This window comes from Leuconostoc sp. (genome assembly GCF_965300815.1).
Genome location: NZ_CBDKZH010000027.1, coordinates 1 through 16,160 on the forward strand (window position 1 = coordinate 1; position 16,160 = coordinate 16,160).

General features: G+C 45.7%; 12 protein-coding genes and 1 riboswitch. All 12 genes read right to left on the reverse strand.

Features of this window, described 5'->3' with window-relative positions; translation table 11 throughout:
* Positions 1 to 94 precede the first annotated feature (94 nt).
* Complete coding sequence (locus ACW12G_RS03115; RefSeq protein WP_455647246.1) at positions 95 to 1,054, reverse strand: ROK family glucokinase; 960 nt, start codon at positions 1,052 to 1,054, stop codon at positions 95 to 97.
* 157 nt (positions 1,055 to 1,211) lie between these two features.
* Positions 1,212 to 1,418 (reverse strand): YqgQ family protein, encoded by a 207-nt coding sequence (locus ACW12G_RS03120; RefSeq protein ID WP_010004506.1) that lies wholly within the window; start codon positions 1,416 to 1,418, stop codon positions 1,212 to 1,214.
* Positions 1,415 to 2,104, reverse strand: a complete 690-nt coding sequence (locus ACW12G_RS03125) for a rhomboid family intramembrane serine protease (protein ID WP_270747344.1) — start codon at positions 2,102 to 2,104, stop codon at positions 1,415 to 1,417. Before ACW12G_RS03125 ends, ACW12G_RS03120 begins: the two co-directional genes overlap by 4 nt.
* A gap of 4 nt (positions 2,105 to 2,108) precedes the next feature.
* Positions 2,109 to 5,828 carry a helicase-exonuclease AddAB subunit AddA gene (gene addA, locus ACW12G_RS03130; RefSeq protein WP_455647247.1) on the reverse strand — a complete coding sequence of 1,240 codons (3,720 nt, stop codon included), beginning with the start codon at positions 5,826 to 5,828 and terminating at the stop codon, positions 2,109 to 2,111.
* Entirely contained in the window at positions 5,806 to 9,342 is a 3,537-nt protein-coding gene (locus ACW12G_RS03135) for a PD-(D/E)XK nuclease family protein (protein ID WP_455647248.1), read from the reverse strand. The genes addA and ACW12G_RS03135 overlap by 23 nt, the downstream gene beginning before the upstream one ends.
* A gap of 111 nt (positions 9,343 to 9,453) precedes the next feature.
* The gene (gene ntdP, locus ACW12G_RS03140) at positions 9,454 to 10,023 is read right to left on the reverse strand and encodes a nucleoside tri-diphosphate phosphatase (RefSeq protein WP_010002498.1); all 570 of its coding nucleotides are present in this window, start codon (positions 10,021 to 10,023) and stop codon (positions 9,454 to 9,456) included.
* 111 nt (positions 10,024 to 10,134) lie between these two features.
* Positions 10,135 to 10,953, reverse strand: a complete 819-nt coding sequence (gene recX / locus ACW12G_RS03145) for a recombination regulator RecX (protein ID WP_147001190.1) — start codon at positions 10,951 to 10,953, stop codon at positions 10,135 to 10,137.
* A 67-nt stretch (positions 10,954 to 11,020) separates the two neighbouring features.
* Entirely contained in the window at positions 11,021 to 11,752 is a 732-nt protein-coding gene (gene dapB, locus ACW12G_RS03150) for a 4-hydroxy-tetrahydrodipicolinate reductase (RefSeq protein WP_455647249.1), read from the reverse strand.
* Positions 11,749 to 12,627: a 4-hydroxy-tetrahydrodipicolinate synthase gene (dapA, locus tag ACW12G_RS03155; protein WP_455647250.1), complete on the reverse strand. Its 879-nt coding sequence runs from the start codon at positions 12,625 to 12,627 to the stop codon at positions 11,749 to 11,751. Before dapA ends, dapB begins: the two co-directional genes overlap by 4 nt.
* 40 nt (positions 12,628 to 12,667) lie before the next feature.
* Positions 12,668 to 13,831, reverse strand: coding sequence for an N-acetyldiaminopimelate deacetylase (locus tag ACW12G_RS03160; protein ID WP_270747336.1), 1,164 nt, complete (start codon positions 13,829 to 13,831; stop codon positions 12,668 to 12,670).
* Entirely contained in the window at positions 13,831 to 14,538 is a 708-nt protein-coding gene (dapD, locus tag ACW12G_RS03165) for a 2,3,4,5-tetrahydropyridine-2,6-dicarboxylate N-acetyltransferase (RefSeq protein ID WP_270747334.1), read from the reverse strand. Before dapD ends, ACW12G_RS03160 begins: the two co-directional genes overlap by 1 nt.
* 18 nt (positions 14,539 to 14,556) lie before the next feature.
* The gene (gene lysA / locus ACW12G_RS03170) at positions 14,557 to 15,855 is read right to left on the reverse strand and encodes a diaminopimelate decarboxylase (protein WP_455647251.1); all 1,299 of its coding nucleotides are present in this window, start codon (positions 15,853 to 15,855) and stop codon (positions 14,557 to 14,559) included.
* Positions 15,856 to 15,956: 101 nt separating this feature from the next.
* Positions 15,957 to 16,132, reverse strand: a riboswitch (Lysine riboswitch).
* Positions 16,133 to 16,160: the final 28 nt, after the last annotated feature.

The following is a 16,160-nucleotide window of genomic DNA, read 5'->3' on the forward strand; positions in this document are numbered from 1 at the left end:
ACCTTTTTTTAAGCTTTTAAGCATGTATTATTAAAATCCGTCGCAAAAAAAGACAACCTAACAGTTGTCTTTGGCATCTCATTTGAGTTATTTTTTAGGCGCGTGCTAATGAAGCGGCACCAATAACACCGGCATCATTACCCAATTCGGCCAACTTAACACGCGTTGATGTCCGAACAGTTGGGAAAGCAAATGTTTGCCAGTTCTTTTCGACACGTGCGCGCAAGAATTCACCAGCTGCAGCCACACCACCACCGATAACAACGGCTGATGGGTTCAAAATGTTTGACATTGCCGCTGTGGCATAACCAAGGTAGTAAGCCACCTTATCCACCACTTCATTTGCCAAGAAGTCACCATCTTTTGCCAAGTCAAAGACAATCTTTGATGTCACTTCGTCACCGTCAGAAATCAATTGCTTCAACTTTGATGAACCAACGTAAGCTTCTGAAAAATCTTGTGCCAAGTGTACAACACCTGTTGCTGAGGCATATTGTTCCAAGCAACCGCGGTTACCGCATGTGCACAAGTAACCATTTGGTTCAACAACCACGTGACCAACTTCACCACCAGCACCGGCTGTACCGTGAATCAATTGCCCATTGGCAACCAAACCACCACCAACACCAGTACCAAGTGTCACGAATGACACATCCTTATCATTGTTACCGGCACCCTTCCAGGCTTCACCAAGTGCAGCAGCGTTGGCATCGTTGTCAAGCGTCAAAGGCAAACCAGTACCAGATTCGATATCAGCCTTAACGGGTTGTTCTGTCTTCCAGTTCAAGTTGAAGGCACCAGTGACTGTTCCTGTTTCACGGTTAACCGTACCAGGTGTTCCCATCCCAATACCAATCACACGTTCGCGATCCAATTGGTACAAATCAAGATGGTGATTAATTGACGCAATAATGTCTGGTATAATGTGTGACCCTTCATCAAAAATGTTTGTCTTAATTGACCACTTCTGTTGAATTTCACCTGCATCAGTCAAGATTGCAAATTTAATTGTTGTCCCACCAAGGTCAACACCGATGAGCTTATCTTTAGCCATTGTTTTTTGGTGTATGTCGCCAATATGGTAGGTCACTCACATGCCCTACCGAGCCACATACATTTCCTCCTAAGAAATTTATTACCCATTTATTCTAACAGAAAACACCGACGATATGCAAGCGTTTTCATAGTTTTCAAAACAATTTTCATGCACTTTAGTCACTCGGATTGGCGACTTCTTGTTCATGCTCATGCACTAAAATAATCTTCATTCGTGCATATTCCTGCCGGTCAATCACATCAGCTTTATACAAATTATCCACTTCCAATGCGGCCACTTCAATATCCCACAAACGCTTGCCAACATGAATGTAAACCCCAAAACGCTTGAGATACGTCAAAATATCATAAAAGTTTTTCATCCCATACCACCTTTTGATAACCATGTTAGGAGCACTAACAACCCACTCACCCCAACAAGTGTCCAACGCATATACAGCGGAAACTTCCCTGAACGTCCGTAAAATCCGGCCATGACAGCAAACATCATCCCACCAATCAGGCCACCAATATGGCCCCACATATCAACACCATTGGCGCCAAAACCCGTCACCAAATTCAAACCGACAAAGAGTAACAAGGTTGTCCCTTGCGCACGAATTTCTGGATCATGCCGAAATTGACTGGCAAACATCAGCAAACCACCAAACAACCCAAACAAGGCAGTGGAAGCACCGACAGACACCGTCAAGGGTGCGAAAAGATAGGACATGATATTACCCACTACGCCACCAAATAAGTACAAGCCTAAAAATTTGCGGTGACCAAAGGCCGCTTCTGCTAAGGGGCCAATAAACCAAAGCGTTAACATGTTGGTGATAATGTGTAACCAACCAGCATGTAAAAAAATTGGCGTGAGCAATCGCCAATACTGGTGATCAATGGCAATCGCTGGTCCCCACTTGGCGCCCAGCGCAACTAATAATTGCCCATTCGTTGTTTGCCCATGGCCCATGATGATCTCCACCCCAAACATCGCAAGGCTAATGGCCACAAGGCTAACTGTTACTGGGGCTTTTTTAAATTGTATCTGAATCGCATCTATCATGTGTTTATTGTACACCCAAACTCACCACGCGACCAACGCTCAAGGCCACGATCTGTGGGTCCTGGAAAGTATAAGTTGGATATTCTTGTTGTAAGGCTTGCTGATATAAACGGAGCTGACCACGATAACGTTGGACTAACTTGGCCAAATCTTCTGTTATGCGCTCTGGTCGGATATAATCCGTTTTATAGTCAAAAAGCGTGATTGATTGGGTTGCATGATCGATGAAATAACCATCAATAATCCCGTGAACCAACACCGGTGCCGAATCTGCTAATCCTTGATAAATCTGGTTAGCTGGCATAATCATGGCAAATGTCGCTTCCCGTGTTAAAGTTGTTGCGTGTTGCATGACCCGTTGTGCAAACGGTGTCGCTAGGAAGTGTAAGATTTGATCTAAATTAATTAAGTCAGCGACTGGTTGCGTCATCCGTCCATTCGCCACCAGTTGGTCCCGCAGCACCGCCAACGACTCACGTGTTTGCGGTACGGTAAAATCTAACAATTGCAACATTAAGTGCGTTGCCGTCCCGATGGCAGCACTTGAGGGTTGTTGCGACCCATCCGTCATAAACGTTGGTAACGTTAAATTTTCTGGCACTAAATCGTTGGCTGGGGACAGCTGTCCATTTTCCGCCACTGTCAAGGAGACCATTTGCTTACGGTCAGGATCTTCAAATAATCGTTTCATCTCACTGACAGATTGATACGCCGCCGTCTGGGTCGCTGCCATATTAGGGTACTGATACCCCAACATCGCTTGCGCCGCCTGAAAATCTTTGGCATCGTAATCTTGACTGTTCGGCGTGGCTACCTCAGTTGGGGTCGCATTATCCGTTGGTAAATGTAGCGTTGCTTCCGGCACTAAATTCACCGTCAGTTGACCTGTTTGCGTCGTTTCTGGTCCAAGAAGACGTGGTTTGTCCCCCTCACCCAACCAAGCTTCCAACGTTGGTTCTTGTGTACGGGCGAGAGCCAAAATCAACCAATCCAAGTAAGACTTCGCCGTCAGACGTAAATCTTCGCCTAAAAATTGGCCCGTGGTATTTTTAGCCCGTTGCCATAACGTTTGTAAGGCCGCACTTTGACCACCTACACTCACCGTCGCAGACCCTAAAACTTGTAACTGTCGTTCGGCACGCGTCAATGCCACATACAAGAGCCGCATTTCCTCAGACCAACTCTGCCGTTTGAGCGCCTGTTGGACCACCAATTGTTGCAAAGTTGGCATGCTTACCAAGGCATCTGGTTGCAAATAATTAATCCCGATACCAGCATTTTTTTGCAGCAAGACTTTCCCTTTTAAATCCTTGGTGTTAAAGGCTTTATCGAATTCTGGGATAAATACAATGGGGAATTCTAGGCCTTTTGAGGCATGAATAGTCATGACACGCACCGCTTGTTCGTCTGCCTCTTGTGGCGCCTCACCCAACTGACCATCATTTTGCTGTAATTGTTCGATATACCGGACAAAGCGGAACAAGCCCGCATTGGTATTATTTTGATAAGTTCGGGCATAGGCATAGAGCGCATGCAAATTCGCCTGACGCTGACCACCACCTGGCATCCCCGCCACGTAATCGAGCCACGCTGTATCATCAAAAATCGTCCATATTAACGTCACCAGATCATTTTGAATCGCGAGCTGGTGCCATTTTCCAAATTGGTCGACAATTTTTTGCGCAGCCGGATGCGTTGTCGCATAGGTTGTTAAAGCCGTCCAAAAATCATGCTGCTGATCCGCCAACCGAATCGCGGCGAGATCATTTTCCGTTAACCCAAACATCGGCGACCGCAATACAGCCACTAACGGAATATCTTGGTGGGGATTATCAATGACCCGCAAAACATCCAGCATCAGGTAAACTTCCATGGTTTGAAAATAATTTCCCACCGCTTCCACTTGCACCGGAATACCGGCGGCGCGCAAGCTCGCCACTAAGTCAATATAGCCGGCCTTTGAACGGGTTAAAATCGCAATATCACCGTATTGTACTGGCCGCATCCCCGCCGGCGTTGCCTTACGGTCATAAATCGTCGTTTCCCGCAATGCCAATATTTTTTCCGCCAATCGGGCATACTGAGCTTGCCGTTTTTCAAAATTTTCCGCCGTTTCGTCAGTCTCTGTTGGCTCAGCTGCCTGTGCCTGCTGAGTAATAATGTCCACTGAAAAAACTGGTGGCACACTGGCTGGATAATCAGCCTTTGGTACCAACTTAGCTTCACCAAGATAGGCAATGTCCCCTAATTTTTCATCCATAAGTTGTGTGAAAATTAAGTTGGTCATGGCCGTGACGTTATTGTGTGACCGGAAATTATCGGCTAATTCAATCCGTTGATCATCGTTGTCAGCTTGCGCAAACTGTTTATATTTATGCGTAAATAGCGATGGTTCCGCCTGGCGAAAACCATAAATACTTTGTTTGACATCACCAACCATGTACATATTATGACCATTGGCGACTTGTGTCAGTAAGGTTTCTTGTAATTGGTTAATATCTTGATACTCATCGACCAAAATTTCATCAAACTGACTCTGAATCGTTTCACGGGTTGCCGTATCGGCTAATATCTCTAATGCTAAGGCACCTAAATCAGGAAAGTCCACTAATTGAGCGGCACGCTTCGCATTAGTAAACGCCGTCCGAAACGTCTGGGTCACCAAAACCAGCGTCGCAACGAGTTGTTGTGAGGCGTCAGTGATCGTTTGCCACTGGCTTTGAGTGAACCGGAAAAACGTCTCCGTGAGTTGCTTTAACTGTGATTTGGCCCCAATCACTTGGTTTTTAACCGCGACAGCTTGGGCCAAAATAGCCAAAAGTTCTGGCTCATCAGCCACGCCTTTGCTGGCCTTCGTTTCCAAGCTCACCTTAGGTGGCTGTAACAGCATTTGGCGGAGATCATCCCATTGCGCACTAGTAGCCATTGTCTGCACTTGTTGCAAATAGTCTTGTATTGTGGCTAACGCAAGCGTTGTTTTCTTCAGTTCTGGCGCCCCGGACACCAAAACTTGGGCATCTTGAACCGCTGCCAATAGCGGTGTGATAGTGGTTGTCAGCGTTGGTAGGATATGTTGTTGGTACAGGTCAGATTGCGTAATCGCCGTTGTCAAATCTAACTGATTGTCAGCGAGTTGGGCTAACCACGTGGCACCATCAGGGCGTGCTTCTGAAAAATCCGTGAGTTTTAAGATAATGTCTTGCAACGCATCATCTTGTCCTGGTTGCCCAAAATTATGGACTAAGGCCAAAAAATCGGCGTGATGTTCATGGTCTTCTTCATAGAACGCCGCCAAAACCTGAGCGAGAACATCTTGGCGTAACATATCACGTTCGGCTGTATCCGAAAGCAATCGGAATTGTGGATCCAACCCGATGACATGATAATAATTTTCAATCAAACGTAACGCATAAGCGTCAATTGTTGAAATATTGGCCGCTGGTAAAAGTAACAACTGTTCCTGTAAAAAGCGTTTGGTGGCCGCATCAACTGCTGGTAGCCGTTTTTCAATCGCCACCTCTAAACGTTCACGCATTTCTTGCGCTGCCGCATTGGTAAAGGTCACAATTAAAAAGTTGGTCACACTGGCCCCGTTTAAAATTTTCTGAATCAAACGTTCAATTAAAACCGTCGTTTTCCCAGAGCCCGCTGATGCGGCAACTAAAATATTGTGCCCTGTATCATCAACTGCACGTTGTTGATTAACTGTGAATGTCGTGCTCATCTGCCGCCTCCTCTTGCAAAATCTTTAAAATGGCTGTTTTTCCCTTGGGAGATTCAGGCCGATAGCGATCACCCAATGAGCGATCAAAACGTAAAATATCGGTATACGGTGTGTACTGCAAGCTCCCCATTGTTGGCAACAAAGGAAATTCACCACCTAAAATGTGGTCGCCAGCTTGTGTAATATTTTCAGCATTGTGCTGCAACAATAAGCCAAAATCGTCTGCTTCGACAAAATCGCTCGTCGCATACAATTGCCCATCTTTCTTCTTTTTCAGCTGATAAAATAGCGCGGCTTCACCGTCATCCAGCATTTCCAAACTATCGAGATAGTCTGGCTCCGCCACAAATAACCCACGATATTTGAAAATTTCCGGTGGCACCTGACCTGCCAACAAAGCATCAACATCGCCCTTAAAGTCGGCAATGCGGCGGCGTTCCGGCGCAATTTTAGCAAAAAAGGCACCGCCAATGGCTTCAACACCAAGCGCTTCCGCATTTTTTTGCGCAGCCTGCCAATAAGTCAGCAATTGCATTTGTAACCCGTCAAAGGCTTGCGCCCAATCAAATTGTTTTCCGTTAGATTTGTAGTCAATAATCGTCCCAAACACGCCATTAGGATCTTGACGATCTAACCGATCAATTTTACCGCGGACTTTAATTGGCCCCCGTCGGCCAGAAAATTCTAGCGCTGGCAATGCACCCTTAACCGGAAAGCCAAAGAGCTGTTCCACTGCTTGTGGATAAGATCCATTAGCACGGGCAGCTTGTTGCAAATTTAGCATAAGTTGTCGACTAATTTTGGCTAAATGGTCACGTACTGCCCGCATTTTCCCATTAGTCGCCAGTAATTGATACACTGGTAGCGACAATTCAGCGGTCATGGCCTGTGAGACAAGGTCTAATAAGTCGTCTGTCGTCACATCGCGTAAACTCACCTGCCGCTGGATCAACTCGCGGATCACTTGTTCTAACACGGCATGGTATAACGTTCCCGTTTGGGACACATTCAGTTCGTTGGTCGTGCGCTCTTTAAGCCGTAACCCATACTGCAAAAAATAAGCCAACGGATTATTATAATAACTTTCCAATTGCGAAATGGACACATTTAACTGTTGACCAAATAAGGACTGAACAAATTCAGGACGTAAAATTTCTGTTTGGTTGCGATAATTTGGTGCGGATAACACCCGTTCTAATCGCTCTTGTTGCGTCACACTAATGGCATTTTGTAAGGCCTTAAACGCCGACGATTGTTGATAAGTAGGGATTAATTTCACTAATTCAGACAAGGTTGCTCGTGGCGTACTTGTGTAATTTTTCAACAATGCCGCACTATCTGCTGGCACTCGTGTGATTTTGTCAACTGGTGTTTGGAACGTCGAGACAAGTCGTTGATAAAATGGCGACATGTCCGCAATTTTCCCCGCACTATCAAGGACCGGATAAGACAAAGTAACGCTGGTATTGGCCGACGACAAGGCGCCATAAAATAGCAAATTTTCTTCGGCCATTTGTTGTTGCGCGGTGTTTTGTAGGTATTTCGGTTGTTCACCGGCTTGTAAGGCTGGTTGCACAATCAAACGCTCAGCATCATTGATCAAAGCCGTCGTCTTAGCTTGTGCCGGTAGGTTTGTCCGTGTCCCCCCAATAAAAAATAGATGCCGATAGCGGTTACTTTGCACAATCCCAGCTTCAGAAATGGTCAGTTGATCTAAATGATTGGGGATCCCAGAGAATTTGGCGCCCGCATACCCAGCCGTCAAAATTGCTTTAAATAGCGCTAGGTCAAACGCTGCATCCCCATCAATGGCGACCAATTCATCTAGCGTGGCCGTGAACAATTGCCAAACTTCACTGCCTTGCCGCGAACGGGCAAGATCACCGGCCGCAAGATACTGATCACGCTGTGCCAAAATGGCATCTGTTACATGATACTTTTGCAACCACATAACCAAGCCTGTTGCCGCTTCCCGCATCGTTTTAGCGTGATCAAAACTTTCTTGTAACGCATCAAAGGCCGCCAAAATAAACCGACGTAAGGTTTCAATACGCCGATTAATCTGTTGATCTGCCGTTTCTAAGGTAACATCATCATCGGCAACATCATCGGTCACCGTAAACAATTCAAAGGGTTGGTCTAAATTCCGCCACCGTGCTTCAAATGGCTTATTGGCATATAGATAGTTATCAAAATAACTCACCACATCAAAAAATTCAGCTTCCGGCACTAATGCTTGATCTTGAAACGGTCGCAGAAGGCTCGTTTTTAAAACTGCCATGACATTTTGGTATTGCAAACGTTCATGCGTTGGCATGAGCAAATTCAGCAACAATTCCACTAAAGGATGATTGGCCATTTTTTGGTCGGTATCCAAAAAGTAAGGCAATTCTAATTGCGCCATGACTTCAGGGATATGATCGGTGTAAGGTGTGAGGTCACGCGCCAAAATCAAAATATCGCGCAAGTGTAAATCAGGATCGGCTAATAACAGGCGGCGAATACGTCGCCCCACTTCCTGAATCTCAACGATGGGATTTTCCGCAGCAAACACCGACAAGTCTGGCGCTGGTTGATCGGCTTGATATGGTCGGTATTCGCCAAGATGAGTCCAAGCTGTCAATAATTGCGCACTTGTTTGACTGAGGGTGCGTCTGGTCTGTGGTTGTTCAAGTCCCACCGGCTGCTGGGCTTGCTTTGCCAAGCGCATGAGTTCTTGGGCTGTTGTCATCGGTTTGAAGAAAACATCCCCTGGTTGTTGCCGACCTAATTGGTCGCCATCACCTAACAAGGCCATTGTCACAGGATAGCGTTGCACTAATTGTTGCACCACTTGCCATTCGGCACTCGTAAACCCGTTGAACCCTTCAAAATAAAAGGCCACATTTTCAAGGGGATGTTGGGCCAATTGCGTCGCTAAAAATGGTAACACTTCCAACGGTGTCATGCGGTCAGTGCCCATTTTTACAGCCAACGCATCGGCTACAATCGCTAAGTCTCTGAGTTTGGCAGCCAATGTCTGTCGTAAAAACGTCGCATCATCCGTTGTGTCATTCAAAATTTGTAACAAATCTTGAGGCGTAATGCGACTCGCGCGCAACTCAACCAGTTGGGTCACTAAAGCGGCGATAAACCCTGGTTTCGCCTGCATTCGGGCAAAAATTGGTAATTGTGGCGCGTACTCACGTAAAATATCGGATACCATAATAAATAACCCAGTATTTTGCACAATATCTGGCTGCTGATTGGGCATGTCTTTGAGCAATGCCCAAGCTAAACGAGTTAAGGAATAGACTTGTAAACGGCTTTGTGCATACAAATCTGACTGAGGATCATAGCCATTTTGTTGCGCCAGCCGTTGTAAAACCGTCACTTCACTATCAAATTTAACGTGGTTGGGCACGATATAATACACTGTGGTTGCTGCATCTTGCGCTAATTTTTGCTGAGCATCTGCCAATAACGCACCCCGTAAATCAGCCTGGGCATGCGCCATATAAATTGTTACCGCCATTTACGCCTCTTTTCATCACTTTAACATACATCTGTGTGACGTTAATTTCTCATCATACTGTCTATTTTAGCATACAAAAAGCACGTCATTTCTGACGTGCTGCTCGCTTTATCAACGACGATCTTTAAGTCGCTGTTGCATCAAATGTTGGTATCTTGTATACCAAACATCGACATATCCTTGTGAAAAAGGGCCCGTGCCTTCGTTGATCCAGTCAACTAAAATCTTAACATGTGCCTTCAGAATCTTATCGATTTCTGGTGGATAATGCCATTTTTTGCTGTGTGCTGCATATTCATCAGCGTCCAACAAATGTTTTTCCCCATCAGGGAAAACTTTGACATCTAAATCGTAATCAATATACTTTAGCGCCTCTTTATCTAAGACAAAGGGTGACGCTAAATTACAGTAATACGATACCCCATTATCACGAATCATGGCAATAATATTAAACCAATACTTTTTATGAAAATAGACAATTGCCGGTTCACGTGTCACCCACCGTCGTCCGTCGTCTTCTGTCACTAAAGTATGATCGTTTAATCCAATGATTGCATTTTCACTGGTTTTTAAAACCATGGTATCGCGCCAAGTTCGATGCAACGAGCCGTCATGCTTATAACTTTTGATCGTGATGAAATCACCTTCGCGTGGCCCGCGACTTGACTTATCAAAACTCATGATCGTACCTACTCTTCTAACACCGAATGCTATTTCATTGTATCAAATATTATACGTAAATGATAGACTACAAGCACTTTACCAAAAGAGTGCCAAAGACGGCCTTTATCTTTACTCAGAAAATTCTGTCAGCGCATCACTTTGGGTAACGGTTTGAAGGGCCACGTCAATCCATTCTGCCGAAAAGCCTTTGGTGTAAAGTTTATTTTTAACTTTATATTGTCGTTCCGACTCAGTGACATTGCGATAGCGATACCACAGCCTTTCAGCTTGCCGAATCACGTTGGCACGTTCTGTGTCTTCATCATTAGCAAAATCAATCTGCGCCACAACGGTCTGGGCAATATCAAACGAAAAGCCTTTTTGTACGAGCGCTTGGACAATCTTTTGTTGTTTAGCACGTGTGGCTTCACGTTGATAACGTTGGGCTAATTTTAGCGCGAGTTGTTCCCCAACGGCTAGCTGTTCAACTGTTGTATAAGTTGCCAGTGCTTGGGCAATCGCTGATGCTGGTACCCCCGCTTGCTGTAATGCCAAACTAATGGCCACCGGCCCTTTGGGTGACAAGCGCTTTTTGGTTGCCACGTAATGTTTAGCATAGTTGAAATCATCAACATAACCTAACTCTTTTAATCGTGCCAATACGGCATCTTGAATCGTCTCAGTCACTTGTTGATCCGATAATTTCTGGCGGATTTGTTTTTCAGTCCGTAACGCATGGCCCAAATAATTTAACGCTGTATTTAGTGCTTTGGCAATGGCATCATCATATTTGATTTGTGCAATTAAGGCATCATCTAATTCTCGGCCCTTGGCTAAACCGTATTTAATCAAGACACTTTCTGCAACGCCGAAAGCAAAAACGTTGTCTAAGTCAATACTGTAGCGTCCAGCTTGCTTTTGGGTTGCGATTTTCGTAATTTTTTTCATATTACTATTGTACGCAATCCATTCGGTAATTGCTCAAAATATGTTAAAAAATAACCAACCGCCACAATTAAAGCACATGATCGAGGCCAATTACCAAGCCACTTATCTGGGTTACGCCTTGTAAAGCACGCAGTACCCCTGGCACAAACGCCGCACGACTCGTCGTACTTTGGCTCAAGGTCAATTGTTCATCCAGACCACCAAAATACACGGTTTGTTGTGCAATATAGCCTGGTAAGCGCAGCGCATGTACAGGAACAGCGTCAATCACTTCACCACGTGCTGGCCCTGTCGTTGTTGGCTCCGGGTCACGTTGCCGTGCAGCCGCAATGCGCTTAGCAGTTGTCACAGCGGTCCCCGAAGGGGCATCGATTTTCTTAGGATTATGCGCTTCAACAATTTCGACATCCGGAAAATACCGCGCTGCTAATTCGGAAAATTGCATGAGTAACACCGCTGACAAACTAAAATTAGGGACAATCAATACCCCACGTCCACCAGCTGCACGTTCCCGTAAATCAGCTACTTGGTCATCCGTTAGTCCCGTCGTACCAATGACAACGGCCATATCATGTGCAATCGCCCACACAGCATTGTCATACACTGTTGCTGGCGTACTCACATCCAAAAAAATATCTGCTGGTTGATCAATTTCTGATAGAGCTGTCCAAACCGGATAGGCACTCACATGTGCGTGTCCACTTAAAATCCCAACAATTTCAAACGCTGAATCCATTAAACCAGTTTGAATGGCTTGGCCTAATTTACCAAAGCCCCCGGCCAAAATAACGCGCGTCATTCCCCTGCCTCCAATCGTGTCGTTAATTGTTTGGTTTCCTCAGCTGTTAAAGGTAGAATCGGTAGCCGCGTGATGTTGTGCAACAAGCCTTGTTCGGCCAACTTAGCTTTCACTGGTGCCGGGGATGGCCAATGAAATAAAGCCGTCATTTTAGGCGTTAATTGACGCTGGATTTGACCAGCTTGCCGCCAATCACCGGCCAACATAGCTGTAAATAAGGCCGTCATCTCATCCCCATATAGGTGTGCTGCAACAGAAATTGTCCCGGCCCCCCCCAGACTAAATGCGGCTAAAGTTTGCGCATCTTCACCGGTGTAAACGGCAAAATCCTCGTGCTGAGTCAATTCAACTTCTGCCCCGATAAATTCAGCCGACGTGGTTTCCTTAATAGCATTAATATTGGGGTGTTGTGCCAACTGCACGACACTATCAACCGTCAAACCAACGGCAGAACGACCGGGAATATTATACAGCATGACGGGTTTTGTCGCGGCATCAGCAATGGCACTAAAATGGGCAATCATCCCTGCTTGGCTTGGCTTATTGTAATAGGGGGTCACAGCCAAAATAGCATCAATACCTGAAATGGCACTTAATTCACGCGCCATTTCAACAGATTCTGCCGTATTATTGGTTCCCGCATTCGCAATCAATAAGACACGATCACCAACATAACTGGCAATAAATTCTGTAACGGCCAACTTTTCATCATGGGTCAAAGTTGGGGACTCACCAGTTGTCCCAGCAATAACAAGACCTTGTGTGCCATGCGCCAACAAGTGGTCAATCACTTTCGTCAGTGCGGCATAATCAATTTGGCCGGCATGATCAAATGGTGTGACCACTGCCGTGATCAGCTGAATATTTTCGTACATAACTTTTCCTCTAAAAATTCCAAGCACTGGTTACTAAGGCTTACGCTACAACTGTCATCCGCCAAATTAAAAAGTCTTTTAAGGCTTCAAATCCAGGGACCAGCGCTGCTTCATCAATTGATAGTTCTGGACTATGTAAGGGATGGGTATCATTGACACCAAGCCACAACATCACGCCGGGGATGTGCTGCAACAAATAACCAAAATCTTCACCAGTCATGGCTGGTTGCGCCACTTGGAAGTCAATATTATCTGCCTGCTGCATAAACGTCATCATTTGTTGTGCCAAGACTGGATCATTTTCAACTGGTAAATAACTGCCACTTTCTAGTTCAACCGCAATCTCTAAATCATTGGCCAAGGCAACACCATCAATAATTTGACGAATACGACGAATCATGATGTCAAGGCCGGCTTTCGTCATACTCCGGACAGTTCCTTCAAAATGCACAGCATCGGGAATCACATTATTAGCAATCCCACCATTAATCACCCCAATGCTCACCACCCCACCTTGCATGGGATCAACCGAACGCGACACCACCGTTTGCAGTTGCAAAATTAATTCTGCAGCAGCGACAATCGGGTCTTTGACCAAATGGGGATAAGCCGCATGGCCTCCTTGACCATGAATCGTAACCTTCAGTTCAGCCGTTCCGGCAAACAAAGTCCCTGGACGTGTGCTCAACACCCCTGCTGGTAAATCAGGCTGATCATGGATCCCATAAAATTCATCTGGTCGCCACTCGCCTGTAAATAACCCGAGATCATAAGCTAATTTCCCACCACTCATCGCTTCTTCAGCCGGTTGAAAGAAGACAATCAAATTATCTTTGGGCTGATGCTGACTGAAATATTGCACAATAGCTAAAGCAATACTCATATGCACATCGTGTCCACACGCATGCATTTTACCCGGATGCGTTGACGCAAATGGTAGCCCTGTTGCTTCTGTCACTGGCAACGCATCAATATCTGCCCGATAACCAATCGTTCGCTGTGGGGCCGTTCCTTGTATACGCACCAAAATAGCCGTTGGTAAGGCATCAACCGTTCGAATGGTCATCGTATCATTTTGCCAAGATTTGAGTTGCTTTAACAAATAATCATGCGTTTTGTATTCTGCCAAGGCCAATTCGGGAATTGCATGTAAGTCGCGTCGATAGGTCCGTATGGCCGATGAAATGTCTGCTGTGTCCTGCATTATAGTCCTCTCAAAGCATCAATTAAAGCTGTTTTCTGTTGGGTTTGGGCATCAATTTTTTTAATTACTTTCGCCGGTACACCAGCCACTACAGTATTAGCTGGCACATCTTTGGTCACAATGGCGCCAGCCGCAACCACGGCACCGTCACCAATCTGAACCCCTTCAATGACAACGGCGTTTGCCCCGACCAATACGTTGTCGCCAACACGGACGGGTTCTGCTGAAGCGGGTTCAATCACCCCAGCTAGGACGGCCCCAGCGCCAATGTGTGAGTTCTTACCCACAATCGCACGACCGCCTAAAATGGCACCCATGTCGATCATCGTGCCGGCCCCAATTTCTGCACCAATGTTGATGACTGCGCCTAACATAATGACGGCATTATCCCCAATTGTGACCTGATCTCGAATAATTGCCCCTGGCTCAATACGGGCATTCACAGCCTTTTTGTCGAGCAATGGGACAGCTGAATGCCGTGCATCATTTTCAATATAAACATTTTCAGCTGGTAAATTAGCAATCAGTGGCGCAATATCAGCCCAATCGCCGATCAGTTGTCCAAATGACACCCCGCCAAATTGTTGCACCGTTACCGGAATTTCACCGGCTAAAACCCCTTTATAAGTCACTTTCACAGGCGTGAATTTTTTGGCATTGGCGATGAAATCAATCAATTCTTGGGCTGCATTTTCTGTCGTTGTCATGTTTTTGTCCTCTTTTGATTATTCTGGTGTGCTGGCAAGGTCGTAGGCACGATCTAACGCGACGATATCGGCATAAGTTTCCCGTGCCACAACCAATTGATGTGCGCCATTTTCCACGAAAACTACTGCTGGTCGTGGATTGCGGTTGTAATTGGAAGCCATGGCATAACCATAGGCGCCAGTTGCTTGAACGGCTAAGATGTCGCCAGCTTTGGTTTGCGGTAGCGCTTGCTCCCAAACTAACACATCCCCTGATTCGCAATATTTACCAGCAACCCGCACAACTTCAGTCGTTGGCGCATTGGGATCATTGGCTAACACCGCATCGTAGTTCGCTTGGTAAAGGGCTGGTCGAATATTATCCCCCATGCCTCCGTCAACGGCAAGATACTGGCGTAAATCCGGAATATCCTTGCGTGACCCAATTGTATAAAGTGTTTGCCCGGCTGGCCCAACAATCGAACGCCCTGGCTCAATCCAAATTTCCGGCATTGGCCAGGCAAATGCTTCAGCTTTTGCTTTCAGCGTGGCAATGATTGCTGCAGCATAGTCACTTTCAGGCAGTGGCGTATCATCATCGGTATACCGAATCCCAAAACCACCACCAACGTTAATAACGGCTGGCGTCCAACCCCAACTATGGGCTGTATCGGCAAGTAAAGCAGCGTTCTTTTCAAAGCCCGTGACATCAAAAATCTGTGACCCGATGTGGGCATGTAAGCCACGTAAATCAAGGTTTGTATCCAATCGTGCAATCTCATAAGCGCGTTTTGCTTGACCAGTTAATAAATCAAAGCCAAATTTAGAATCTTGCTGACCAGTGCTAATAAATTCATGGGTATGTGCTGAAATACCTGGCGAAATACGCAGTAAAACAGCTTGTTGTACTTGTTGCGCAGCAGCAATTTCTGATAACCATTGCAACTCTAAGAAATTGTCAACAATAATCGTGCCCACGCCAGCACGTACCGCCATGGTTAGCTCATCCCAACTCTTATTATTGCCATTAAAGCTCAAATGTGCTGCTGGAAAACCGGCTGCCAGAGCCGTGTATAATTCACCACCCGAGACAATATCTGCGTGGATACCTTCTTGCTGGGCAACTTGATAAATGGCCTTCGTTGAAAATGCCTTTGAGGCATAACTCACAACGTAAGGGACAGCTTCACGCTCAAAAATTGCTTTAAACGCACGCATCGTTTGACGGATTTTAGAGACGTCGTAAACATATAATGGTGTGCCATAAGTGTTGGCCAATGTGACGGCATCGACACCGTCAATGGTCAAATGTGCTTGTGCGTTTGTTGAATAATCCATATACCTTCTCCACCTTAACGATGCCCTAATTGCTAACATAAAAAGCCTTCTGTTCGAGACATGGTCACGGACAAAAGGCTTCTAAAGCTTGCATTTTTGACAGTTTCCATAGCTCACCGTTATTTCTAACGACAGTCTAATAGTTCTTAACCATTAGCCCAACAAACCAACTTTGTAGTGTTCGTTCATTTCGGCGATTTCCCCTTTGACTTACCCTCCCAATTGCTACAACAATTCAGATAAGCGACTCCTGTCAATCGCAACCTCTATGTGAAATTAAATTTTATGTTGTTATTATAATAGCT

Excerpts from the sequence above, each read along its gene's own strand:
- ACW12G_RS03115 (WP_455647246.1), bottom strand. The coding sequence starts at position 1,054 with ATGGCTAAAGATAAGCTCATCGGTGTTGACCTTGGTGGGACAACAATT.
- ACW12G_RS03120 (WP_010004506.1), bottom strand. The coding sequence starts at position 1,418 with ATGAAAAACTTTTATGATATTTTGACGTATCTCAAGCGTTTTGGGGTT.
- ACW12G_RS03125 (WP_270747344.1), bottom strand. The coding sequence starts at position 2,104 with ATGATAGATGCGATTCAGATACAATTTAAAAAAGCCCCAGTAACAGTT.
- addA (WP_455647247.1), bottom strand. The coding sequence starts at position 5,828 with ATGAGCACGACATTCACAGTTAATCAACAACGTGCAGTTGATGATACA.
- ACW12G_RS03135 (WP_455647248.1), bottom strand. The coding sequence starts at position 9,342 with ATGGCGGTAACAATTTATATGGCGCATGCCCAGGCTGATTTACGGGGT.
- ntdP (WP_010002498.1), bottom strand. The coding sequence starts at position 10,023 with ATGAGTTTTGATAAGTCAAGTCGCGGGCCACGCGAAGGTGATTTCATC.
- recX (WP_147001190.1), bottom strand. The coding sequence starts at position 10,953 with ATGAAAAAAATTACGAAAATCGCAACCCAAAAGCAAGCTGGACGCTAC.
- dapB (WP_455647249.1), bottom strand. The coding sequence starts at position 11,752 with ATGACGCGCGTTATTTTGGCCGGGGGCTTTGGTAAATTAGGCCAAGCC.
- dapA (WP_455647250.1), bottom strand. The coding sequence starts at position 12,627 with ATGTACGAAAATATTCAGCTGATCACGGCAGTGGTCACACCATTTGAT.
- ACW12G_RS03160 (WP_270747336.1), bottom strand. The coding sequence starts at position 13,831 with ATGCAGGACACAGCAGACATTTCATCGGCCATACGGACCTATCGACGC.
- dapD (WP_270747334.1), bottom strand. The coding sequence starts at position 14,538 with ATGACAACGACAGAAAATGCAGCCCAAGAATTGATTGATTTCATCGCC.
- lysA (WP_455647251.1), bottom strand. The coding sequence starts at position 15,855 with ATGGATTATTCAACAAACGCACAAGCACATTTGACCATTGACGGTGTC.